This window comes from Parapedobacter lycopersici (assembly GCF_040395035.1).
GTDB lineage: Bacteria > Bacteroidota > Bacteroidia > Sphingobacteriales > Sphingobacteriaceae > Parapedobacter > Parapedobacter lycopersici_A.
On record NZ_JBEBRB010000020.1, the window covers coordinates 1 to 24,284 of the forward strand.

The following is a 24,284-nucleotide window of genomic DNA, read 5'->3' on the forward strand; positions in this document are numbered from 1 at the left end:
TTTGTTAACGATTATCTAAAAAAGAAATGAATCTATTTGATGTTTATCCCCTTAACCCCATCGAAATTGTAAAGGCGCAGGGTAGCGCCGTCTGGGATGCCCAGGGTAATGAATACCTGGATTTGTACGGCGGTCATGCCGTTATTTCCATCGGGCACACGCATCCCCACTATGTAAAACGTATCTCCGATCAGCTGCAGCAGATCGGCTTTTACTCAAACTCGGTGGAAATGCCGCTGCAACGGGAACTGGCACAACGCCTCGGAAAGACTTCGGGGAAGGAAGGTTATCAGCTCTTTCTTTGCAATTCCGGCGCCGAAGCAAATGAAAATGCACTGAAGCTGGCCTCATTTCACAATGGAAGGAAGAAGATAATCGCATTCAGCGGCGCATTCCACGGGCGTACCTCGCTTGCGGTGGCAGCAACTGATAATCCGAAGATTGTAGCCCCGGTTAACGAAACCGAAAATGTGGTGTTTTTGCCCTTTAATGACGAGGCGGCACTGGAACAGGCGTTTGCTGCTTATGGTGAAACGGTTTCGGCCGTGATCATCGAGGGGATCCAGGGTGTTGGCGGTATTCGGGTGGCAACCGACGGTTTCCTCCGGAAGATCCGGTCGCTGACCACACAATATGGATCGGTGTTCATTGCTGATTCGGTGCAGTGCGGTTACGGACGTACCGGTAAATTCTACTCGCATGACCATGCGGGGATCGAGGCGGATATCTATAGCATGGCGAAAGGCATGGGTAATGGATTTCCGATAGGGGCTATTGCCATTTCGCCGGACATCACGCCCTGGTATGGCATGCTCGGGACGACTTTTGGCGGTAATCACCTCGCCTGCGCCGCTGCTTTGGCGGTATTGGAGGTGATGGAGCAGGAACAGCTGATCGCGAATGCCGGACGCGTGGGCGACTACCTCATAAATGAGCTGCGGAAGTTTGACCGGGTGAAGGAAGTGCGGGGACGGGGTTTAATGATCGGGATTGACCTGCCCGAGGAGCTTGCTGGGGTCCGGAAAGATTTATTGGCCAAAAACCGTATCTTCACGGGCGAAGCTAAACCGAACGTCATTCGGCTGCTTCCGGCGCTGGGAATAACACAGGCCCATGCCGACCATTTTCTTGAGGCACTGTCGGAAAGACTTAGTGCATTGTAGCACGGAATGGAATTAAATTAATTGATCAATGAAACAATTTTTTTCGGTGGCCGACGTCGATGACCTGTCTGGCATCGTAAACGAGGCACTCTGGTTAAAAAAACATCCGTTTGCGCATGAACAGTTGGGTAAACGGAAAACGCTGGGATTGATTTTCCTGAATCCCAGCTTACGTACACGGCTGAGCACGCAGCGCGCGGCAACAAACCTGGGCATGGACGTGATGGTGATGAATATGGATAAAGATGGCTGGACGCTTGAAACCCGCGAAGGCGTGACCATGAACGGGACTACGGTGGAGCATATCCGGGAAGCTGCCGCCGTAATGGGGCAGTATTGTGAAATTCTCGGTATGCGTTCGTTTCCGAAATTGCAGGACCGGGAAGAAGATTACAGCGAGGACTACTTTAAGAAGTTTATGCGATACTGCCAGGTACCGGTAGTTAGCCTGGAAAGCGCAACGCGGCACCCGCTGCAAAGCTTTACTGATTTGATTACCATCCGTGAGCACTGGCAGCAACCGGCTAAGCCCCGGGTGGTGCTGGCATGGGCTCCCCACGTGAAAGCGCTGCCCCAGGCGGTACCCAATTCCTTCTCGGAATGGATGTGCCGTGCGCAGGAGGAGGGGCTCGTTGAGTTTACCATTGCGCATCCCGAGGGCTACGCGCTTGCACCTCAATTTACAGCTGGTGCCGCCGTTACCCATAACCTGGACGATGCGCTGACTGGGGCGGATTTTGTTTACGTGAAGAATTGGTCGTCTTACACCGATTACGGGAAAATCATTCCCGTCAATGAAAATTGGCTGTTGGACCGGTCGCGATTGGATATCACCAATGGGGCTAAGGTAATGCATTGCCTTCCGGTACGCCGGGATCTGGAGCTGGCATCCGACGTGCTGGACAGTCCGCATTCACTGGTGATCCAGGAGGCGGGAAATCGGGTGTGGGCTGCGCAGACCGTGCTAAAACGTATACTGGAGCAGTTGTAACTGCCGGTTAGGCTGGTGAATAATTATAGTAAATGGACAAGAACACGATGACTTCGTCAAGGCTATTCATTATTAAGATCGGTGGAAATGTTATTGATGATCCGGACCAGTTAGCGGGGTTTCTGGAAAAATTTGCCGCGCTCCCCGAAAGGAAAATCCTGGTACATGGAGGTGGCAAGATCGCAACCCGGATGGCGGCCGACCTGGGTATTCAGGCCAGTATGGTGGATGGCCGTCGCATTACCGACGAGCAGATGCTCCGAGTGGTAACGATGGTGTACGCCGGCTTAACCAACAAACAGCTTGTCGCCTCGTTGCAGGCAAATGGCTGTAATGCCATAGGGCTTAGTGGTGCTGATGGAAACAGCATCACCGCCGTGAAGCGACCGGTCAGGGACATCGATTACGGATGGGTGGGCGACCTGCATGCGGATTCGGTGAATACCACGGGTTTGGCTAACCTACTGGAGGACGGTTTTACCCCTGTCTTTTCGGCTATTACACACGATGGACAGGGTCAACTGCTGAATACGAACGCGGACACCATTGCCTCCGCGCTGGCGGTGGCGCTGGCAGAAAAGTATCCTACGTCTTTAGTGTATTGTTTTGAGAAAAAGGGCGTGCTCCGGAATATCGAAGATGCCGATTCGGTCATACCGGAAATTCCCGCAGGCGAATTTGAACGGCTGAAAGCAACGGGCGTCATCGCGGACGGTATGATCCCTAAATTGCACAATGCTTTTGAAGCGATTTCAAAAGGGGTCAGCGAAGTGTATGTGGGCAGCGCCGGCGACCTGCAGCTGCTGGGACAGCGGAAATTCGGCACACGCATGGTTCAATAAACGAATATTTGATTAATCATCATACTGCAATGAACAACATAACCATTATCGGGAGCGGAAACATCGGCCTTTCATTGGCCAGGGGGCTGGTGGATAAAGCGTATTGCCGTGCGGAGGAAATCACATTGACCCGCCGGAACCTGAAATCACTTTCCGAAGAAGCAGCGAAGGGATTTAAGGTTAGTGACAATAACAAAGCGGCAATTTATGATGCCGATGTCATTGTGCTTGCCGTGCTTCCGCAACAGTTAAAGAAAGTGCTGGACGAGATCTCGGCTGCGATTGTGCCCGAAAGGCAGATTGTAGTATCGGTGATCTCCGGCGTGACCTGCGCGGATATCCGCAAAGAGCTGGGAAATCTTGTGCAGGTGATCCGGGTGATGCCCAACACGGCGATTGCCATCGGCCAATCCATGACCTGCATTGCCTCTGACAATGCGGACGAGGAGCAGTTGGAGCGCGTTACCAGGATGTTTGAAACGGTTGGATCGGTGGTCACCATCAACGAGGACCTCATGACGTCTGCTACGGCGTTGTGCGCATGCGGAATCGCCTTTTTCCTGCGGAGTATCCGGGCGGCTTCACAGGGCGGGGTTGAAATTGGTTTTCATGCCCACGACGCGCTTAAGATGGCCGTGCAGACGGCAAAGGGTGCAGCCGACCTGTTGTTGCAGACGCAAAGCCACCCCGAGCGGGAAATTGACAAGGTAACCTCTCCAAAGGGTTGCACCATAGCAGGGCTAAATGAAATGGAACATAACGGGTTCAGTTCGGCGTTCATTAAAGGCATCAAATTATCTGCACTTAAGGCAGGCGAATTATACCATGATTGATCGGGAAAAACTGGTGCGGGATAGCACGGATCTGTTACGGGACCTGATTCGAATTCCATCGTTTAGCAAAGAAGAGAATCAAACGGGCGATACCATCGAACGTTTCCTGCAGCAGCGGGGGGTTAAAACACATCGCAAGTGCAACAATGTGTGGGCGTATAACCAGCATTACGATGCTGCGAAGCCCACCATATTACTCAATTCGCATCACGATACTGTAAAGCCAAATAGCGGCTATACGCGGGATCCGTTTTCTCCGGATGTGGAGGAAGGTAAATTGTTCGGCCTGGGAAGTAACGATGCCGGAGGATGCCTGGTTTCCCTGATTGCTGTATTTCTGCATTTTTATGCCCAGGAAAACCTGAAATATAATTTCTGCCTGGCAGCCACGGCGGAGGAGGAAATTTCGGGTCTTAACGGCCTGGAATTGGTTGTTCCTGATTTAGGGCCGTTGGACTTTGCTATCGTAGGTGAACCTACGCTGATGCAGCTTGCCGTTGCCGAACGTGGACTGATGGTGCTGGATTGCGTGGCGCTCGGCAAGGCCGGACACGCGGCGCGGGAAGAAGGGGAGAACGCCATATATAAGGCGTTTAAAGATATCGAGTGGTTTAGCACGTATCACTTTCCCAAAGAATCGGAGGCCTTTGGCCCGGTTAAGATGAGCGTTACGGTTATTCACGCGGGCTCCCAGCACAACGTGGTGCCCGCGAGGTGTGAGTTTGTGGTGGATGTCCGGGTGACGGACGCTTACCGCAATGAGGAGGTGCTGGACATCATCCGGCAGCACGTATCCTGCGAAGTAACGCCGCGGTCCACGCGGCTGAAACCCTCGTCCATTCCCAAAGAACACCCTGCTGTGATGGCAGGGATAGCACTCGGACGCACAACATACGGGTCACCGACAACCAGCGATCAGGCATTGCTGGATATTCCTTCGCTAAAGCTGGGGCCGGGGGATTCCGCCCGGTCACATATGGCCGATGAGTTTATTTATGTCGATGAGATCGAGGCGGGCATCGGGTTGTATATCGATATACTGCGGCGCGTGGTCGAATAGCCCGGCTAAAGCTTCAAGCGGATCCCTGCCTTATTTAATCCGTGCGTGATAAAGACACAGCACATGGCCAGTGCGAGCGACTTGGCCAACCCGGCCGCACCGGTCAATAACTCCGGAGGAAACCTGAAATTGACCAGCCGGAATAATGCATAGAGCAAATAGGGAATGAGGTAGCACAGCAGCGTGTCGGTCCCGGCAGGCCTGATCCAATTAAACCAATTCTGCTTTCCATAGCCATCGGCAATCCAGTAAATCACCACGAAGGCCAGGAGGGTGATCGCGCTGCAAAGGAATAGCCATGCGGGCGTTTCGCCCAGTTTAGCGATCCCCCAATAAGGCCGCGTAACCCCGGCCAGCACAACGAGGACTGCTGCTGCAAGGATAAAAATCAGCGTCATCTTTACCTGGCGTTGCTGTTTTTGATAGTGGCGGAATGTTACAGCAGTCAGTACGCCACCCATGGTGAGCCCGGGCAGCGTACCACCGAGGATTGCATGGGGTATCAGTGCGAAAATGCCTCCCGTGGGTATTAAATTGGCTGCGGAGCAGAGGCTCAATGCGGCGAAAAACAGCCATCCGATAAGGAGTCCGGCCAGGCGATCTCCGGATAGTATAACAACCAGCGCGCTTGCGAGGTATGACCACCCGATAAGTCCCAGTATTCCCCACCATTTCGGAGCGAAGTATTGTAATGTTTCCGGTGTGCCCCCACGGTAGATCACCGCCAGCACAAGTAGTGTCGCAATTCCGAGCCCCCTGAGTCCATAAACCAGCGACCTCGACAGCGTCTTCGGGTAACTGTTCCAGATGAGGATGAAGGCGATGCAACATAGCGGGTTCCACAGCCATCGTGGAATAGGCATGGCCGCTGCATTTATCGACTCGCCGTTAACCAGAAATACACCCATTACGAGTAACGCTATGGTGCGGACCAAGGCGTGTTGTACCAGCTGCCGGGATGTCGCGCCCTGCTTTTTCCGGGCGCGGATGGCAAAAGGCAATGACATGCCGACGATGAATAAGAAGGCAGGGAAAATGGTGTCTGCCAGTCCCATGCCGTCGACTCCCCGTTCGACATGCCCCAGCCAACCGGGAATATTATTGAGTGACCAAAGGTCGTTTACAAAAATCATCAGCACCATAGTCAATGCCCTGAGGATATCGATGGATGCAATGCGCATGGAAGCGGGAGGAGGAATAACGGACATGGACTATGGTTTGGTGATCTCGATAGGTGCCTGGTTTGGATGGGCGGCATATTGCACATACACGCCCGCGGTGTCCTGTACTGTCGGAACCAACTGTTCCTTATTTCCCTGCCTGACTTTTACGGTGTTGCCGGCCGTGTCGAGCGCGGCAGGAAGATAGGTCTTTAAGGTAAGCGGTATGGCGTACTTCGAAGTGTCCAGCCGGTGGGTCAGCCTGACCGTAACGCGGGCATCCTCCATTTGGGTGTCGACCGTGGCGTCCATCCGCTCCCTCATGTATCGGGCAACATCTCCGAAAGTAGCGACCCAAGCGTCATTTTCCGCCTTGATATACTGGAAATAAGTCTTAAGTAATTCACTGTCTACTGCCTCCCAGCCGATGCCGTCTATTCCGTGGAACACCAATACCAGCCAAATATTCCCCTGAGCTGTCGCTGTATCTACCCAGGCTTTCATTTCGGCAAGGGTTGTCCGGGTATAGGCTCCCCGTTGCCATTGTACATATTCCTTATCGGCATATCGGGTTGGCGAGGTTTTATTTCCACGATTCAGTTCTTCCAGAAAGGGTTCGGGCATCCGGTTCCGTGCCGCGGGATATAATCGGTTGATGTGTTCAACCGCCCGGGGATCTTCGGTACCGTAAGGCCCCTCAGCTGAGAACGTATGGGCGGGGCCAAGATGCGTTAGGATGTCTTCTTTACTCTTTTCCAGTTCGTACAGCATGTTTTCCTCATCGAGTACGGCGAGATAGGGATGGGTAACGGTATGGCTTCCAAACTCGTGCCCCTGATCAGCAAACGTATTTAGATCATCCCAGGTAATACCGGCGGCTTCCGATACTTCATTGCTTTGTTCGCTTCCGGAAGGCAACTCGCCCTTCCTGATCCGGTTATACGCTTCGTATATTACTTGATAAGCTGCGGTTGTATCGCCTGCTTCAAACCGCCCGCCTGCCTGGGTATGATAGGCTAATCCGCCTTTGTATCCCGTAAACGCCACGGCAGAAGCACGTTCAAAGAAATTATGCTTATTGGTGGCTGTTTTTGCGGTCTCTGCAATTATTTCGGCCACCGGCCGGCCGATAAACCGGCCCTGGTAACTGGATCCCGGAATCTGGCCGGTGATGATGAAAAATGTGCCGGGCAACTCCAGTGCGTTCATCACAGGTATTGCCTTTTTGAACTGGTTGATTGACCCGTCATCGTAGGTAATGGATATTGCTGTTTTTTTTCCCTGCGGCCATTTCATGATTTCAGTTTGTCCTGCCTGATGTGTGAGACCGGTACACCCCGTATAAAGTAGCGCCACTAAGGCGGCACCTCCGATTTTTGCTTGATTAGTCATCATCGTGTTGAAACATAATATCAGTGCAGGTCGTTGTACCGGGTACAGCGCCATATAATTGGTTATTAGGGTTATGTTACTCAAACTTAGGGAAAGTTGGCTGAATATGCAAGTGTTAAGCGGACTGCCGCTAGCTGTCTTTCTGGTCGTTCTGGAACGCCTTCCTTTATCGGAGATATGGACATTGCATAATGAAAAGATGTAAAAATTCTTTTTTTGGCAGTTAGGTTTTATCTTTATTCATTGGAGATTATCAATTATGCAGATCACATTAGAGAACAAATATGCCGTAGTGTGCGGCAGTACGCAGGGCATTGGCCTGGAGGTGGCGCGGGTGCTCGCGGGGTTAGGGGCGACTTGTATTTTACTGGCCCGGAATGAAGAGAAATTACAGCAGGCTGTTGCCTCATTACCAGATGCCGATGGACAACGGCATGATTATGCGGTAGCTGATTTCAGTGACATCGAATCTGTGGGACAGGCAATCGATCGGATTATCCGGGATTATCCGGTTGAAATATTGATCAATAATACGGGCGGACCTGCGCCGGGTGCGTTGCAGGATGCCACCTTGGAAGCGTTTGAGCGTACCTTCCGGCAACACGTGCTGTGTAACCAACGGTTGGCCATGGCTGTACTTCCATCCATGGAAACAACAGGCTACGGGCGCATTATTAATATTATTTCCACGTCAGTGAAAACACCATTGCCCAATCTGGGCGTATCCAATACCATTCGCGGAGCTGTTGCTTCGTGGGCCAAAACCCTGGCCAATGAAGTGGGGCAATATGGGATTACGGTGAATAATGTCCTGCCGGGTTATACCGATACCGACCGGCTTACCGGTTTATTGGAACATTTGGCAACGCAGCGTGGGCAGCGTGTGACTGCGGTGAGGGGAGAAATGGAAATGGGTATACCGCTCCGGCGTATTGGCCGGCCGGAGGAAATTGCGCAGGTCGTTGCCTTCCTGGCCTCTCCGGCGGCATCATACGTGACCGGGACAAGCATACCCGTGGATGGAGGCAAAACGCCCACCATATAAAGGCTATAATTCTTCCAGTTTTTCTGCGGAAACTTCGGCCTTGATTTTACCTTCCAGCTCATCCATCAGGTCGGGGTTATCCAGCAACAGGCTCTTCACGGCGTCACGACCCTGTCCAAGCTTGGTATCTCCATAGCTGAACCAGGAACCGGATTTTTTAATGATGTTGAAATCGACGCCGAGGTCGATAATCTCGCCTGCTTTGGAAATGCCTTCGCCGAATAGGATATCAAATTCCGCGACGCGGAATGGGGGCGCCACCTTGTTTTTGACGATCTTCACTTTTACCCGGTTTCCGGCTACCTCATCGGCATCCTTAATCTGCGCCATGCGCCGGATATCAAGACGTACGGATGCGTAGAATTTAAGTGCATTACCGCCGGTTGTGGTTTCCGGGTTGCCGAACATCACGCCAATCTTTTCACGTAATTGGTTGATGAATATGCAGCAGCAGTTGGTTTTGGAAATGGTGCCAGTGAGTTTACGCAGTGCCTGTGACATTAACCGAGCTTGAAGTCCCATCTTCGAATCACCCATCTCTCCTTCAATTTCCCCTTTGGGTACCAATGCGGCAACCGAGTCAATGACAATTACATCGATTGCTCCGGAACGGATCAGATTGTCGGCAATTTCCAGCGCCTGCTCCCCGTTATCCGGTTGGGAAATCAGTAAGTTCTCGATATCCACGCCGAGTTTGCGCGCGTAATATTTGTCAAAAGCATGTTCCGCGTCGATAATAGCGGCAATGCCGCCTTTCTTTTGGGCTTCTGCTATAATATGAGTCGCCAGGGTGGTTTTACCGGAGGATTCCGGTCCATAAATTTCAATGACGCGGCCTTTCGGTACCCCGCCAATTCCCAATGCAATATCTAAACCAATGGAGCCGGTGGAAATGGAGTCGATTGGCTCAACGGCCGCATCACCTAACTTCATAATGGTACCCTTGCCGTATGATTTCTCCAGTTTGTCCAGGGTGAGCTGCAGCGCTTTTAACTTGTCTTGATTACTCATAACTTTAGTAATTGTTTGTCCAAAGGTAAGGTTTGTATTTTTATTTTACTAATTTTTTTCGTTTTCAGGCAGTTGACAACTTATTGGGGGGTATCAACGGCTTTTTTCCGTTTCGTTCCCGGCATCCGGTTCCGCTCATAATACCGGCACATCCAGGTGATAGGGCATTCCTCACACTTCGGTTTCCGCGCGATACAGACATATCGTCCATGTAAGATGAGCCAGTGATGGGCAATGGCAAGTGTTTCCCGGGGTAAATACCTGACCAGCTGTTTTTCCACCGCCAATGGCGTTTTCGCATCGACCAGCCCGATCCGGTTGGCTACCCGGAACACGTGGGTATCCACTGCAATTGCGGGCGCCTGGTAAATGACCGAAGCAATGACGTTGGCTGTCTTCCGGCCCACGCCCGGCAGTTTTTGCAGATCGTTTACCTCTTCGGGAATAACGCCGTTAAAATCAGCCAGTAGTCTCTGAGCCATGCCAACCAGGTGCTTTGCTTTGTTGTTTGGATAGCTTACGCTTTTGATATAAGTATAGACTTCATCGACCGAGCTGGATGCCAGTGTTTCGGCATCGGGATAGCGTGCAAATAGGGCTGGGGTCACCTGATTGATCCGTTTATCCGTGCATTGGGCCGAGAGTATGACGGCCACGAGCAGCTCATACGGGTTGCGGTAATTCAGCTCGGTCTGTGCATCCGGATTATGTGTGGAGAAATAGTCCACAAACGCGCGGTAACGGTCTTTTTTGAGCATAGCCAAACTTACCGAAAAGCCAGTTTATTTCCAACGCCAAATGTAAAGATCCGGCGGAAAAACCAACCGTTGTTGGGAAGATCAATGCGCCTGCTCCGATTGGGTGTGGCGGATTGGCAAACCCCGCGTAGGAAGGTCACGTTGTTCAGCGCGGTCGGTGATTATTGGAATAAGCAAGGACTTTGTGAATGCTTTCCTCCCGTGGTTTCCGTAGCAGCGCATCCATGCGGTACTTAAGAAAATCATAAAACACCTTGTCATCAGCGTCAAGTTGGGGTTTTTCCTGGCTTAATGTTTTGATGACAACATGTGTAGGAGCTGTTTTAGTAGTATCTGTTTCTGTCATAAGCCGTTGTTTGGCATGTATAACGTATAACGCCATTAACGGATGAATAGTATGATAGCGGCCGTTTTTTGGTTGCTTTTATCTACTTACGGCCTTTTGACACGGCCGCTTCGGCCAATTGGATTGCTTTATACGCATTAACCACCCCCCCAGTCACGCAGATGTCGTTCATGGACACACGCATATTCCGGCCATCTGGCCCGGTTACCTTTACGCGCTGATTGACCCGTGTTACCGATTGCATAATGATGCGCTTGACCTCGGTAGCCGGCAATTCAGGATAATAAGAACGGATCAAGGCGGCCAGCCCCGCTACGACAGGGGCAGCCATACTGGTACCCTGCTGGTCTTCATAGGTAGACCCCGGCATGGTGGAATGGATCTTAACCCCCGGAGCAAAAACATCCACGGACCGGCGGCCGTAATTGGAGAACGAAGCAACCAGGTCGCCATCGTTAGTCCATTGACTGGCTCCCACTTCAATCCAGGTTGGGGCCTCGCCTTTGTTTATGCCCAGGCTATCCACATAATTCCGGTTTGGAAAATTGGGGGTTTCATCATTGTTTTGGCCATCATTGCCCGCCGCGTGCACTAACAGTACGTCGTTTTCTGCTGCAAACCGGACCGCGTCATCCACCGCCTGCTTATCCTTGCCAAACGCTTTTCCGAAACTCATATTAATGACTTTCGCGCCGTTTTCTACGGCGTAGCGGATCGAATTAGCAACGTCTTTGTCCCGTTCGTCGCCGTCGGGAACGGTGCGCAATACCATGATACGCACATTGTCCGCCACCCCTTTGATGCCGATATCGTTGTCGCGGACGGCTCCAATGATACCTGCGACGTGCGTGCCGTGATCGGCATCGGGACCGGTGACATCGGCATTGCCATAGTACCGGTCACTGCTATCCTCATAATCGTCGCCCACGATATGGCGGGGATCGAATTCTTTGTTGAGGTGGTAGTTTACCTGGTTATTAAAATACTCCACCCCTTCGGTGACCTGTTTGTAAAATTTCGAAAAGTCAGGTTCGTCCTTTAATTCCTTTTTAATCACGTGCAACGCCATTCTTTCGAGGTCGCCATTGGATTTATAAGCATCGAAGTCGGCAGCCGTAGGATTTTCCTTGCCAATCTTATTGACAATAGAGTCTACAGCACGTTTTAGACCCAGGTAGCTGATCTGTCCCATCCGGGCCTCCTGTGTTTTGTTGGCATAATAGGTGACCATCTTTTGGTATTCGGCAAATTCGCGGCGCTCTTCGCCATCAAGGGCAGTGGAGGGCAGTACCGATACATACCTGGGTTCCAGTTCACGGACAAGGCGGGTTACTTCGAGGTTATCGTAATGTACGTTTTCGCCGTTTGCATTACCAATGAAATTCCAGCCGTATTTATCGTTTATGTAGCCATTTCCGTCCGCATCGCTGCCTGTAGCTGCACTATCCTGCACATTGACCCAGATGACATCCCTAAGGTCTTCGTGTTGGACATCAACGCCACCATCGATTACCGCAACGACAACCGGTGTGCTTTCTTTGTCTTTCAATAACAAATTATACGCCTTTTCCGTACTGATACCCATCACACCGTCCTGTTCAAGATCCAGGTTAAACCAGTTTTTTGGGGGGGTGTCTTTGGATTGTCCAAGTGAAGCTAAAGGAATACTAACTGCAAGGAGGAGATTAAGCAAATTTCGAAACGCCATATCGTATGGTACTTTTGGATATCAGCAAATATATTGTAATTACACGAAGTAATTTGTTAAATTATGATAAATCGGCGGGTTAGCGAGCTGCTACTCATGGCTTTTTTGCTGCGCTTCTTTCTTTCGTAGCTCAAAGCCGGTTACGGCATTTTTACTCGCCCTGGAGGAGGCAAAGATAGCACCAATCGTTAAGAGAATTACGATGATAATCCCCCATATGCCCTTCCGTTTATCCTGTTTTACAAGCCAGATAAGAAAGGCGATCAGCGGAATGGCAAAAATCAAAATGAAAAACCAACTGGTTGATGTCATCAGCTTAAAATTGTAATATGACCTGCGACAGCGCGGGCGAATAAACAAAGGTCGGAAGAAAACTGACGGTATCCAAATGCGATTAGCGGCATATGCACCGGAGCGGCATTGTTTTTGTTAAATGTTTAACAAATCTTGTGGAAAAAGAAAATTGTTTCATATTTTTGCATCTTACATTACGGTTTTGACTGTAATACAATTTAAAATGAACACAAAAAAAATCATATTGTCCGCTCACATGTTTTGCTCGCAGCACAGCATTAATGGCCTTTTTTGTGAATTTTATACTGCCGAAAGACCGGTGCTCCGGCTCCGACGACCCATATTGCCCCGGGCTTAGTAAGTGGGGCATTCCTCTCCAAGTGTATGGCATAAAGTCCGATTGCCGTACAATACCAACGAGTTTAATGTATTCTTTTCGTACTGAAACACAACTGATGTTGATCGTTTCTAATTTTTGGGGTCGTTTATTCCAATGGAAATTTCAGATTTTGTAATTATACCTGCAACCGACCAACATGTCGGGTATGCACAGCAGATCTGCGACGAGATGGCCGAATCAGCCAAGGCGCGCGGGACGGGGATTGCTCGCCGCAGTCCTGAATATGTTGCCAATAAAATGCAGGAGGGTAAGGCTGTTATCGCTTTACGCCGGGACGGCACCTGGGCAGGCTTCTGCTACATCGAGACATGGAGCCATGGTGATTTTGTGGCCAACTCCGGTCTGGTAGTCAATCCTGAATTTCGGAAGGTGGGGTTGGCTAAAGCCATAAAAAAGCGTATCTTCGAGCTCTCTAGGGAAAAGTATCCCAAAGCCAAGATCTTTGGACTCACTACGGGATTGGCAGTGATGAAGATTAATTCCGATTTGGGATATGAGCCGGTTACCTATGCGGAACTCACACAGGACGAGGAATTCTGGAAAGGTTGCCAAAGTTGCGTCAACTACGATATCCTGACCATGAAGCAGCGTAAAAACTGTATGTGTACGGCCATGTTGTGGGACCCGGTGGAAAAGGAGAAGGAGCTGCGTGAGCGCATTGAGATGAAAGCCAAGGCGAAAGAACGACTGAAACAGATCACAAAGAAATCATCGCTGCTAAAACGGATTGAGGCAAAACTCTGGAAGTCGACTAAAAAAATGGTCTCGGCATTTATTACCCGTCATCCGAGGACGGTGTAATGGATCGAATTATACTAATTTTATAAATTGCCCCGTTTGGGGCACTGCTTAATGTAAAGTAAATGAAGAAAGTTGTATTAGCATTCAGTGGAGGGTTGGACACCTCGTTTTGCTGCATTTATCTATCCCGGGACCTGGGACTGGAAGTCCACTCCGTTATTGTCAATACGGGCGGATTTTCTGAGGAAGAACTGGCGCAGATCGAGTCGCGGGCGTATGCATTGGGTGTAAAATCACATGCGGTGGTCGACGAAACACAGCGTTATTACGAAAGCAGTATCAAATACCTCATTTTTGGCAATGTACTTAAGAATGCCACATACCCGCTTTCGGTAAGCGCTGAACGGGTAAGCCAGGCAACTGCAATTGCCAACTATGCCAAGAAAATCGGTGCGGAATACGTCGCTCATGGTAGCACCGGCGCCGGAAATGACCAGGTACGGTTTGATATGATTTTCAATACCCTGATCCCGAATGTGGAGATCATCACGCCGATACGGGACCTCAAACTGAGCCGGGAGGCCGAAATTGAATACCTGCATAAGCACGGTGTTGAATTTAATGCGGAAAAGGCTAAATATTCGATCAACAAAGGAATCTGGGGTACATCTGTCGGCGGGAAGGAAACACTGACGTCACATGATACGCTGCCGGAGGAGGCCTGGCCAACCCCGGTTACTTCGACACAGTCGCGGCGTATCACGCTTGATTTTGAAAATGGCGAACCCGTGGCGCTGGATGGCAACCGGATTGGCCCGGTGAAAGTCATCCAGGAATTACAGGCCATTGCCCAGCCATACGGTATCGGACGCGATATCCATGTGGGTGACACCATAATTGGCATTAAAGGACGCGTAGGGTTCGAGGCTGCTGCTCCATTGATTATCATCAAAGCGCACCATACCCTGGAAAAGCATACCCTCACCAAATGGCAGCTGAGCTGGAAAGACCAGCTGGCGGCGTTTTACGGTAACTGGATGCATGAAGGACAGATGCACGACCCGGTGATGCGCGATATTGAAGCGTTCCTGGAGCGCGCACAGCAGACGGTCAGTGGCAAGGTGTTTGTTGAACTGAACCCCTACCGGTTTACTGTGATCGGAATTGAATCCGCACACGACCTGATGTCGAGCAAATTTGGCAGTTACGGTGAAATGAATAATACGTGGACGGGCGATGACGTGAAGGGATTCTCCAAGATATTTGGTAACCAGGTGTCTATTTGGCACAAAGTGAACGGAAAGTAAAAAGAAATGGCAAACATCAAAGTAGGTATTGTTGGCTCTGCGGGGTATACCGGAGGGGAGTTGTTGCGGATACTGATTTACCACCCCCAGGTGGAAATCGTATTTGCCCACAGTGCGAGCAGTGCGGGCCGCAAGCTATCCGATGTACACACTGATCTGCTTGGCGATACGGACTTGCAATTCACCGATCAGGTGAGCAATGAAATTGATGTACTTTTCCTGTGCGTGGGCCATGGTGATGCGCGTAAATATTTAGAAGCGAATCCCGTTGTGCCGCACATTAAGATTGTTGATCTCTCACAGGACTACCGCCTCAGCGCCAATACCACATATCAGGGGAAGTCATTTGTATACGGCTTGCCGGAATTACAACGAGAGATGATTCGAACCGCACAGTACGTTGCTAATCCAGGCTGTTTTGCGACGGGCATTCAGTTGGCGTTACTCCCGTTGGCGGCCAGTGGGTTATTGCCGGAAGAGATCCATATCAATGCTACTACCGGCTCTACCGGGGCGGGCCAGAAACCGACACCTACTTCGCATTTCAGCTGGCGCAGCAATAATCTTTCGGTATATAAGGCATTTGATCATCAGCATTTACAGGAAATCAGCGAGTCGCTGGAGCGGCTACAGCCGGGCTTTCTGCCTGCATCGGACGGATCTTTGCTTCAACGTGCACAGCAACGGATCAATATTATCCCGCAGCGGGGCAATTTTCCGAGGGGGATATTAGCTGCTATATACGTCAATAGCGACCTTTCAGAGGAAGCGGCATATGCGTTGTATACATCCTATTATGCGACGCATCCGTTCACCCATCTTAGCACGGAAAATGTGGATCTTAAACAGGTGGTAAACACCAATAAGTGTATCATTCACCTGGAGAAGCACGATGGTAAGCTGTTTATCATCAGTATCGTAGACAATCTGCTTAAAGGAGCCAGCGGTCAGGCAGTGCAAAATATGAACCTGCTTTTTGGCCTGGATGAAACTGCGGGCCTGCGGTTAAAAAGCGTAGGATTTTAACCCGACCTGTTAGTCATTTCAAGTTATTTATTCGGACGAAACACTTCATCCAGACTTTCGAAAACAGCCCGTTTTGTCTTTTCCAGCTCCATTTTGCTGTGTGCTGCCGATACAAATCCGACCTCGTAACCGGAAGGCCCTAGGTAAATCCCCCTGTTGAGCAGCTCCCGGTGGAAGACTTTGTACAGTTCCATGCTGGAAGGGTCAATATCACTGGCTGCTTTGATTGTTGTTTTGTCGGTAAATGCAAACCAGAAAATAGATCCGACGCTGAATATCCTGCACTTGTAATTTTTGGCCGTAGCATAGCGCTGAATGGCCGCGACAAATTCATCGGTTTTGGTATGCAGGCTTTTATAAAAACCACTGTTTTTGAGTTCGGTAAGCTGGGCAATACCGGCTGCCATGGCCACCGGGTTTCCCGATAGCGTACCGGCCTGATACACCCCCCCGTCCGGAGAAATATGGCTCATCAATTCGTCCGATGCCCCATAAGCACCAACTGGCATGCCACCGCCGATTATTTTTCCGTAGGTAACAATGTCGGGCTGGACTTCATAATACGCTGCTGCGCCGCCGAATCCCAGCCGAAATCCGGTAATTACTTCGTCAAATATCAGCAATGCCTCATGTTCGCGTGTGAGTGTGCGCAGGAAATGAATGTATTCCCTATCCTGCAGCAGTAAGCCATTATTTGCAGGTACGCCTTCAATAATGACTGCAGCGATCTGACCACTAAATTGTGAAAACGCTTCGGTTACGGCGTGCTGGTCATTCAATGGGACGACAATGGTTTCATCAGCAAACGCCCGGGGTACCCCTGCCGATGAGGTTTCACCGAATGTAACCAAGCCCGAGCCTGCTTTAACTAACAGCGAGTCCGAGTGGCCATGATAACAGCCTTCAAATTTAATGATCTTGTCTTTGCGCGTGTAGCCCCGGGCCAGGCGGATGGCCGACATAACCGCTTCGGTGCCGGAGCTGACAAACCTGATCTTCTGAAGGTATTTGTTGTTTTTGAGAATCAGCTCGGCAAGTTCGTTTTCCAGTCGGGTGGGCGCGCCGAAACTCAGGCCATTCTCCATTGTTTTAATTACTTTCTCCCTGATTTTTGGATGATTGTGCCCTAGGATTAACGGTCCCCATGAACAACAGAAATCAATAAATTGATTGCCGTCCGCGTCCCAGATGAAGCAGCCGTCGCCCCGTTCAATGAAGAGCGGTGTTCCATATACCGACTTGAAAGCCCTTACGGGTGAATTTACACCTCCCGGGAAATACTGCTTGGCCTTTTCGTATAACCTAGCCGATGTTTCCCTTGAAATATCGCCCTTTTTGCCGTTATTTACCGTGCCTTCTTCCTGCGTGGAAAAGGCTTTCTTCAATGAATTTAACATGGTTGTTTTGTTAGTTTGCTATAGCCACTTTTTCTCCAGCACTTCTTTGGCATGATAGGTGAGTATTGCGGTGGCGCCGGCTCTCCGGATCCCCGTCAGTACTTCCATGGTTGCCCGTTGCTCATCAAGCCACCCGTTACGGGCCGAGGCTTTTATCATCGCGTATTCTCCGCTGACGTTATAAGCCGCAATAGGCAATTCGAACTTGTCACCAAGCAATTTGATGATATCCAAGTAGGCCAAGGCGGGTTTCACCATTAGGAAATCCGCACCCTCACGCATATCCAGTTCGGCCTCTATTAAGGCTTCCCGCTGGTTGGCGGGGTTCATTTGGTAGGTTTTCTTATCGCCGTGTTTTGGTGCCGAATTAAGCGCGTCGCGGAATGGGCCGTAAAAGGCACTGGCATATTTTGCTGTATACGACATGAGGGACACCGAGGTGAACCCATTATTGTCTAATACGCTTCGGATATGGCCTATCCGGCCGTCCATCATATCGGAGGGCGCGATAATATCCGCCCCTGCCTGTGCATGGGCGAGGGCCATCCTGCCCAGTACTTCCAGCGTTTCATCGTTGAGGATCTCCCCATTTTCCACAATGCCATCATGGCCATCGCTGCTATAAGGATCCATTGCCACATCGGTCACGACACATGCTTCCGGAAAGCGGCTTTTTACTTCGGCAATAGCCCGGAGATAGAGGCTCCCTTCCCGGGTGCTTTCTGTTGCATATTTATCTTTTAACGACTCGTCAATGTTGGGAAATAGGTCAAACGCCTGCAAACCCAGTTCCATGCATTGTTCGATTTCGCGCAACAGGTTGTCGATGGAGTACCGATAAATACCAGGCATGGACGTCACTTCTGATTGGACGTTTGTCCCTTCAATAACAAACAATGGAAAAATAAGATTAGCAGCCGTAATATGGGTTTCCTGCACCATATTACGTATGACCGCAGATTTGCGGTTCCTTCTTGGTCTAATCAACATACCTACAATTATTTTTATTTACGCTCACGGATTGCCATTGCAATAATGCCATGCTGACGCTCACGGAACAATGCCTTCTGCTAATAGTCCAGTCCAAATACAGCTTCGGCCAGGCCAATCTCATCCGGCGAATACGGAAGGCTGTAGGAAAGTCCCAGTTCTTCGATTTTCCGCCCTGTGGAATGGCCAATGCAGATGATCTGCTGTCCGGGTTCTACGAGGTTGTCCGCAAAATATGCCTCCACATTGGAAGGACTGGTGAAGATAAGTACATCGGCATTTGATTTGGAAACGTCGGTGTCAATGCGGGTTTGATAAACCGGCAAATTAATGACTTTAGTGTCCGCGTGGAGTGATTTTTGAATGGTCTCCAGTGAGTCTTTCGCCCGGGGAATCAACACGGTCTTACCAGCCGCTATCGTTGCAAATTCATCGGCAATTTTCTTCATGTCGATGCCCTGCTGTTCGCCCGAAAAGTCCGGGGCATGTCCGTATTGCCGTAACGTCTCTTCCGAACCCCGACCAATAACAGCAAATTTTGTCCGTTTGCTGAGCCGCGGTTCAAGTTTGAAAAAGTTCTCAATACCGTTTTTACTATTGAAGAAAATCCAGTCTACATATTTTAGAATAAAAGGATCAAGCTTATTGATGATGGGGAAGATCCGGATCAGAGACCGTCCATCTACGCTGATACCGTGTTTTGCCATGGCACGGTGGAAGTAGCTGTTTTCGGCTACATCACGCGTGATAAATACCTGGCTTGGTAATTTTCGGCTTTTATTGTATTTGGCGGCTACTCGTTCGGCCAATCCTTCGCTTTCCGTCGCAGTTAAAAACAGGCGATCCGGAAATTCGTCATCTTCGTCGGCTTTGGACGTCCAAACCTCGTATTTGTCGTTGTTTTTCTGGCAATAACAGCCCAGTGGCGCATGGCATCCCGCGTCAAAAAGGCGCAATACCTCACGTTCGACCGCGATGGTTTCCGCAACTTCCGTATCGTGTATTTTTTGAAGGATTTTGTACAGGCTGTGATCACTTTCCCGGATCTGGACGGCCAGCACCCCTTGTGCCGGGGCCGGTATAATTTCGGTGGGCGGCAGTTCTTCTACATGAAAATCGCTGAGGTCGGCACCAATGCGTGTGATGCCCGCTTTAGCCAGCATAATGGCGTCGTAGTCTTCATCACGGAGTTTCTGAATACGGGTCAAGACATTCCCGCGCAGGTCATCGAACTCGAGGTCGGGACGCATGGCCAGTAACTGGGCTTTGCGGCGGTTGGAAGATGTTCCTACAATAGCATTGTGTTTCAGCGCAAGCCGTTTTTTGAAATCGACGCAGTCTTTATGGATAATCAGTAGTTCCGCAGGGTCCTCCCGGCTTGATACAGCCGCGATCGTCAGGCCTTCAGGATGGGCGGTCGGAAGGTCTTTGTGCGAATGCACCGCCAAGTCAATGCCACCACTGAGGAGTTCTTCTTCCAGCTCTTTCGTGAAAAAGCCTTTCCCCTCCAGCTTATCAAGCCGCAGGTGCTGTACAATGTCACCCTGGGTTTTGATGATCTTAAGCTCGGCCGGTACGCCGATTTCGGCCAGTCTATCCTTAATATAGTTGGCTTGCCATAAGGCTAATTCGCTGCCCCGGGTGCCGATAATCAGTGTACGGTCTACAAGTGGGGCCGCCGGTACTTCATTTTCAGTCAAAGGTTCCGCAATTATCATAGCCAAAATTAGTGAATTAAAGCATTATCCGAACGGATATGTCAAAAGATTACCTAGAATATACACGAAATGGGCTGGTGCGATGGATGTGAATCAGTTAAGATCCGTATGGTTTGTCTTTACCAGTATATCCTTTGCCATCACCATGGGCACCTTAATGTATTTCTTTTCCATGTAGTCGATCACTTTCTCCAGCACTTCCCGGGAATTGGCATCCAAGGTGCCTATTTCGTTGGCAAAAACTTCATTAAGTGCCAATGCACGAATTTCCTTTACCTTTTCCGGGACCTGGCGCATGGCCAATTCTACCCGGCGTTGCTTTAGTGCCGGTAAAAAGTCGCGGATATTGTCGGCGATGATCTGCTCGGCATGAACCAGTTCGTCGTAGCGTTCCTGCAGGTTTTTAGAAGCGATGGCCTGTAGGCCGCCAACTTCGATATAATGAACCGGATAATTGTCAAGGATAATGGGGTGGATGTCATTCGGCACCGCCAGGTCCACAATCACCTTTTTGTCGGTTTCTCCATTGAGAAGAGACTGATAAGTGTCCTGATCGATAATGGCTTCGGGGGCTCCGGTACAGGTGATCAGAATATCGAATCCGCCGTTGTAGTTCCCCAGTTCGCTTAGCGGATAGGTTTGTGCATTCAGCTCTGTTCCCAGTGCCTGTGCATTTTCCAGCGTACGGTTAAATACGACGAAATTTGAAAATTTATGTTTGAGTAGGTATTTGGCAATATTCTGGTTGGTTTCGCCGGCTCCGATAATAAGTATCCGTGGGTTTTCGTGCAGTTTGATTTCGCGGAGTTTGCGGTACGCGAGCGAAACGACGGAAACCGGATTGCGGGAGATCCGGGTATGGGTATATACTTCCTTAGCTGTTTTGACCAGGCGTTCCATCATCAGTCGAAGGAAGTCTCCGGTAAAACCACTTTTTCGGCAACGTTCATACGCTTTGCGGACCTGTGCCAGAATTTCCTTTTCACCAACGACCAGACTCTCAAGCGAGCAGGACATGCGGAACAGATGATTCAGTGCGTCCAAACCCTCGTAGGTGGTTACCTGGCCAAGGAAACACTCCAGGCGCTCGGCCGGCACGCAAAAATTAAGGCTGTGCATAAAGTCCTTGATAAAACCCGGAGTCAATTCATGCGGCCCGTAGAAGACGAATTCCACACGATTGCATGTGCCGATGTAAAATATTTCGGGTATATCAAAGCTATGCTTAAGATGAATCAGCCGGCTTTCCAGCTCTTCATTGCAAATCACCAAATTGCCCAAATCTTTCAGCTCAACATGCTTATGGGTGAATGCTATGACTTTGAGATTTTTCAAGGTTGTATTCCGCTCACTTAATTTTTCGGTAACAAAAGTACAACATATGGTACCAGTAGTATGTCAAAAATGTGTCAAACACAGATATTTAGAATGTTTATAAATTAAGTGGTTTTTGTGAAATTATGCTTACCTTTGCCCCCATCATATAGGGGTGCCTTGTTTGGTTCAATCAAACACAAATTAAGGCTGAGATTATACCCATCCCGATATATATCGGGAGCACCTGATCCGGATAATGCCGGCGTAGGGAAGGTAAGTTAAATAAGGACAACCACTGCGAACCCCTTGCAGTAGTTATGTTTAACTAAAAAATAATAGTTTAAATGATTAAAAATTTAATCGCAACCAGTGCGTTTTTCGTGCTAATGGGTACTGCTTTGGCTCAGCATTCGCTCACTGTCGAAGTCGTTTCCAATGAAAATGATGAGGTTTTAAGCGGTGCTTCCGTACAGTTAACGGGCACCCTGTCCACTGTTCATACCGATCAATCCGGTTTGGCGGTATTCCGTAACGTCGCCCCGGGAACTTATAAAGTGCAGGTCAGCTTTGTGGGATTTCATACCCAGGCCCGCGAGGTTACCGTTAGTGACAACGAGCAAACCCGCTTTTCAATGCGGCGCAGCAATGTGCTCACGGATGAAGTGATTGTTCGGGCCACCCGGGCCAGCGAGCAGACGGCCACGACCTATAAAAACATCAGTAAGGAGGATATCGCTAAAAATAATATCGGGCAGGACCTGCCTTTTCTGCTCAATCAGACGCCATCAGTGGTCGTTTCCTCCGATGCCGGTGCGGGGGTCGGTTACACGGGTATGAGCATCCGGGGAAGCGACGCCACACGGGTAAACGTAACGATAAACGGCATTCCGTTAAATGACTCTGAGAGTATGGCCGTGGTGTGGGTAAATATGGCTGACTTCGCTTCTTCGGTAGATAATATCCAGATTCAGCGGGGCGTTGGAACGTCCACTAACGGGGCGGGTGCATTCGGTGGGAGTATCAATATTCAGACAACCACGCTTAATGAGGAACCTTACGCGGAACTGGACAATTCGCTCGGATCATACAACACGTTGAAAAACACGGTCAGGTTGGGTACGGGGCTTATTAACAATAAATTCAGCTTCGACGGCAGGCTTTCGCGAGTCAAGAGCGATGGCTACATAGACCGGGCATCATCCGACCTGAAATCCTTCTTTTTAAGCGGCGCCTGGCATGGTGAGCGCAGTCTCCTGCGGGCCAACGTGTTTTCAGGAAAGGAACGTACCTATCAAGCCTGGAACGGCGTGCCGGAAGCTTTGCTGGCAACAGACCGGACCTACAATGAATTTACCTATGAAGGTCAGACTGATAATTATACGCAGACCCATTATCAGCTGCACTATTCCAATGCACTTGCCGACAATCTGACATTGAACACGGCGCTGCACTACACCAGAGGCGCGGGATATTATGAAGAATACCGGGAGGGGGATGAATTCAAATCCTATGGGTTGGACGACGTGACTATCGGCGGAGAAACGATTTCAGCGACCGATCTGGTTCGCCGCAGGTGGCTTGATAACCATTTCTACGGACTTACTTATTCACTTAACTACCAAACCGGCGTTAATTTGAATCTTACGCTTGGGGGCGCATACAATGAATACCGCGGCAAGCATTTCGGTGAGGTGATCTGGGCACAATACGCATCGAATAGCACATTGGGCGACCGGTATTATGAAGACGATGCGGTAAAAAAAGATTTCAATGTTTTCGGTAAAGCCGAGTACCGTATCGATCGCCTTAACCTTTTTGCGGATTTCCAGTACCGCCGTGTGGCATACACCTTTTTAGGATTCGATCGTAACCTGATCCAGCTTGATCAAACGGATTACCTCAATTTCTTCAACCCTAAGGTTGGGGTAAGTTATCAGTTTGATAACAACAGTAACGTATACGCATCGTTAGCCATTGGTAACAAAGAGCCGATCCGTAAAGACTATACGGAATCGTCAACCAACAGTCGGCCCCGGCCCGAGCACCTCAAAAATATCGAAGCGGGGTACCGCATAACGGGACGCAACTTTAATCTGGGAGCCAACGGTTATGCCATGCTGTACCGTGACCAGCTTATTGTAACCGGACAGATTAATGATGTAGGCAGTGCAATCCGGCAAAATGTGCCCGATAGTTACCGTCTCGGCCTTGAACTGGATGGGCAATGGCAGCCTGTTAGGCCACTTACCTGGTTGGTCACGGCCGCAGTAAGCCGCAATAAAATCAGGAATTTTACAGAGTACGTCGACCTGTATGACTACCAGAGCCAACAGGAATTTTTTTACGAAAGCACAAACATCGCCATGTCCCCATCGTTTGTTGGCTCCAGTGAACTGGCCTATCGGCCGTTCACCAATGCCGAGATCGCCTTAATAAGTAAATACGTGTCCCGCCAGTACCTGGATAATACCTCGACTGTGGAACGGAGCCTGGATGCCTTTCTCGTCAACAACGTAAGGCTGGCCTATAACACGAAATTTAAGGGGATAAAAAATGTGGGTCTCACCCTGCTGATCAATAATATCTTCCGTGAAAAATATGAAGCAAATGGCTATACTTGGGGGTATATTAATGAAGCTGGTGCCCGTGAGCATTTCAATTATTATTTCCCGCAGGCAACCGCTAATTTCTTATTGGGACTGAACCTGAAATTCTGATAAAACGATTTTGGAAACTTATTGTTGGTTTTACTGGTAAGTACTTATTACTTTTACGGAAAACTTAT

21 protein-coding genes are annotated in these 24,284 nt (G+C 49.8%); 10 read left to right on the forward strand and 11 right to left on the reverse strand.

All coding sequences use genetic code 11. The annotated features are described in order from the left end of the window. The first annotated feature begins 26 nt into the window (after positions 1 to 26). From ABWO75_RS06330 to ABWO75_RS06350, 5 genes are read left to right on the forward strand one after another with little or no spacing between them, the layout of a single operon-like run. A complete protein-coding gene (locus tag ABWO75_RS06330) occupies positions 27 to 1,163 on the forward strand; it encodes an aspartate aminotransferase family protein (RefSeq protein WP_353183701.1) in 1,137 nt (378 codons plus the stop codon). A 28-nt stretch (positions 1,164 to 1,191) separates the two neighbouring features. Further along, complete coding sequence (locus ABWO75_RS06335) at positions 1,192 to 2,154, forward strand: Rossmann-fold NAD(P)-binding domain-containing protein (RefSeq protein ID WP_353183703.1); 963 nt, start codon at positions 1,192 to 1,194, stop codon at positions 2,152 to 2,154. Positions 2,155 to 2,186: 32 nt separating this feature from the next. Further along, entirely contained in the window at positions 2,187 to 2,996 is an 810-nt protein-coding gene (gene argB, locus ABWO75_RS06340; RefSeq protein ID WP_353183705.1) for an acetylglutamate kinase, read from the forward strand. A gap of 29 nt (positions 2,997 to 3,025) precedes the next feature. Beyond that, entirely contained in the window at positions 3,026 to 3,829 is an 804-nt protein-coding gene (gene proC / locus ABWO75_RS06345) for a pyrroline-5-carboxylate reductase (protein ID WP_353183707.1), read from the forward strand. Next, the gene (locus tag ABWO75_RS06350) at positions 3,822 to 4,889 is read left to right on the forward strand and encodes a M20 family metallo-hydrolase (RefSeq protein ID WP_353183709.1); all 1,068 of its coding nucleotides are present in this window, start codon (positions 3,822 to 3,824) and stop codon (positions 4,887 to 4,889) included. Before proC ends, ABWO75_RS06350 begins: the two co-directional genes overlap by 8 nt. A 5-nt stretch (positions 4,890 to 4,894) precedes the next feature. On the opposite strand, the gene ABWO75_RS06355 is transcribed toward ABWO75_RS06350, so the two are convergent. Both ABWO75_RS06355 and ABWO75_RS06360 read right to left on the reverse strand, forming a co-directional pair. Beyond that, on the reverse strand, positions 4,895 to 6,097 hold the full coding sequence (locus ABWO75_RS06355) for a heparan-alpha-glucosaminide N-acetyltransferase domain-containing protein (RefSeq protein ID WP_353183711.1): 1,203 nt from the start codon (positions 6,095 to 6,097) through the stop codon (positions 4,895 to 4,897). Between the two features lie 3 nt (positions 6,098 to 6,100). Next, the gene (locus ABWO75_RS06360; protein ID WP_353183713.1) at positions 6,101 to 7,444 is read right to left on the reverse strand and encodes a polysaccharide deacetylase family protein; all 1,344 of its coding nucleotides are present in this window, start codon (positions 7,442 to 7,444) and stop codon (positions 6,101 to 6,103) included. A 256-nt stretch (positions 7,445 to 7,700) separates the two neighbouring features. On the opposite strand from ABWO75_RS06360, the gene ABWO75_RS06365 reads away from it, so the two are divergent. Then, positions 7,701 to 8,486 carry an SDR family oxidoreductase gene (locus ABWO75_RS06365; protein WP_353183715.1) on the forward strand — a complete coding sequence of 262 codons (786 nt, stop codon included), beginning with the start codon at positions 7,701 to 7,703 and terminating at the stop codon, positions 8,484 to 8,486. A 3-nt stretch (positions 8,487 to 8,489) separates the two neighbouring features. Here the strand turns inward: ABWO75_RS06365 and recA are convergent, their stop codons facing one another. The 5 genes from recA to ABWO75_RS06390 form a co-directional block, all read right to left on the reverse strand. Beyond that, the gene (gene recA, locus ABWO75_RS06370) at positions 8,490 to 9,497 is read right to left on the reverse strand and encodes a recombinase RecA (RefSeq protein WP_353183717.1); all 1,008 of its coding nucleotides are present in this window, start codon (positions 9,495 to 9,497) and stop codon (positions 8,490 to 8,492) included. Between the two features lie 80 nt (positions 9,498 to 9,577). Continuing rightward, positions 9,578 to 10,255, reverse strand: coding sequence for an endonuclease III (nth, locus tag ABWO75_RS06375; protein ID WP_353183719.1), 678 nt, complete (start codon positions 10,253 to 10,255; stop codon positions 9,578 to 9,580). A gap of 145 nt (positions 10,256 to 10,400) precedes the next feature. Continuing rightward, entirely contained in the window at positions 10,401 to 10,601 is a 201-nt protein-coding gene (locus ABWO75_RS06380) for a hypothetical protein (protein WP_353183721.1), read from the reverse strand. Between the two features lie 82 nt (positions 10,602 to 10,683). Further along, positions 10,684 to 12,309 (reverse strand): S8 family peptidase, encoded by a 1,626-nt coding sequence (locus tag ABWO75_RS06385; RefSeq protein ID WP_353183723.1) that lies wholly within the window; start codon positions 12,307 to 12,309, stop codon positions 10,684 to 10,686. Between the two features lie 90 nt (positions 12,310 to 12,399). Continuing rightward, positions 12,400 to 12,621 (reverse strand): hypothetical protein, encoded by a 222-nt coding sequence (locus tag ABWO75_RS06390; protein ID WP_257658430.1) that lies wholly within the window; start codon positions 12,619 to 12,621, stop codon positions 12,400 to 12,402. 475 nt (positions 12,622 to 13,096) lie between these two features. On the opposite strand from ABWO75_RS06390, the gene ABWO75_RS06395 reads away from it, so the two are divergent. The 3 genes from ABWO75_RS06395 to argC all read left to right on the forward strand — a co-directional run bounded on the left by ABWO75_RS06395 (position 13,097) and on the right by argC (position 16,077). Continuing rightward, entirely contained in the window at positions 13,097 to 13,804 is a 708-nt protein-coding gene (locus tag ABWO75_RS06395; RefSeq protein ID WP_257658429.1) for a GNAT family N-acetyltransferase, read from the forward strand. A gap of 62 nt (positions 13,805 to 13,866) precedes the next feature. Beyond that, a complete protein-coding gene (gene argG, locus ABWO75_RS06400) occupies positions 13,867 to 15,051 on the forward strand; it encodes an argininosuccinate synthase (RefSeq protein ID WP_353183726.1) in 1,185 nt (394 codons plus the stop codon). A gap of 6 nt (positions 15,052 to 15,057) precedes the next feature. After that, positions 15,058 to 16,077 carry an N-acetyl-gamma-glutamyl-phosphate reductase gene (gene argC, locus ABWO75_RS06405; RefSeq protein ID WP_353183728.1) on the forward strand — a complete coding sequence of 340 codons (1,020 nt, stop codon included), beginning with the start codon at positions 15,058 to 15,060 and terminating at the stop codon, positions 16,075 to 16,077. A 23-nt stretch (positions 16,078 to 16,100) separates the two neighbouring features. On the opposite strand, the gene hemL is transcribed toward argC, so the two are convergent. From hemL to hemA, 4 genes are all read right to left on the reverse strand, one after another. Next, entirely contained in the window at positions 16,101 to 17,474 is a 1,374-nt protein-coding gene (gene hemL, locus ABWO75_RS06410) for a glutamate-1-semialdehyde 2,1-aminomutase (RefSeq protein WP_353183730.1), read from the reverse strand. 18 nt (positions 17,475 to 17,492) lie between these two features. Continuing rightward, complete coding sequence (gene hemB / locus ABWO75_RS06415; RefSeq protein ID WP_353183732.1) at positions 17,493 to 18,464, reverse strand: porphobilinogen synthase; 972 nt, start codon at positions 18,462 to 18,464, stop codon at positions 17,493 to 17,495. An 80-nt stretch (positions 18,465 to 18,544) separates the two neighbouring features. Further along, entirely contained in the window at positions 18,545 to 20,182 is a 1,638-nt protein-coding gene (gene hemC / locus ABWO75_RS06420) for a hydroxymethylbilane synthase (RefSeq protein ID WP_353183778.1), read from the reverse strand. 93 nt (positions 20,183 to 20,275) lie between these two features. Beyond that, positions 20,276 to 21,517 (reverse strand): glutamyl-tRNA reductase, encoded by a 1,242-nt coding sequence (hemA, locus tag ABWO75_RS06425; protein ID WP_353183734.1) that lies wholly within the window; start codon positions 21,515 to 21,517, stop codon positions 20,276 to 20,278. Between the two features lie 326 nt (positions 21,518 to 21,843). Between hemA and ABWO75_RS06430 the strand changes: the two genes are divergently transcribed. Continuing rightward, positions 21,844 to 24,216: a TonB-dependent receptor gene (locus ABWO75_RS06430; protein WP_353183736.1), complete on the forward strand. Its 2,373-nt coding sequence runs from the start codon at positions 21,844 to 21,846 to the stop codon at positions 24,214 to 24,216. The last annotated feature ends 68 nt before the right edge of the window (positions 24,217 to 24,284 follow it).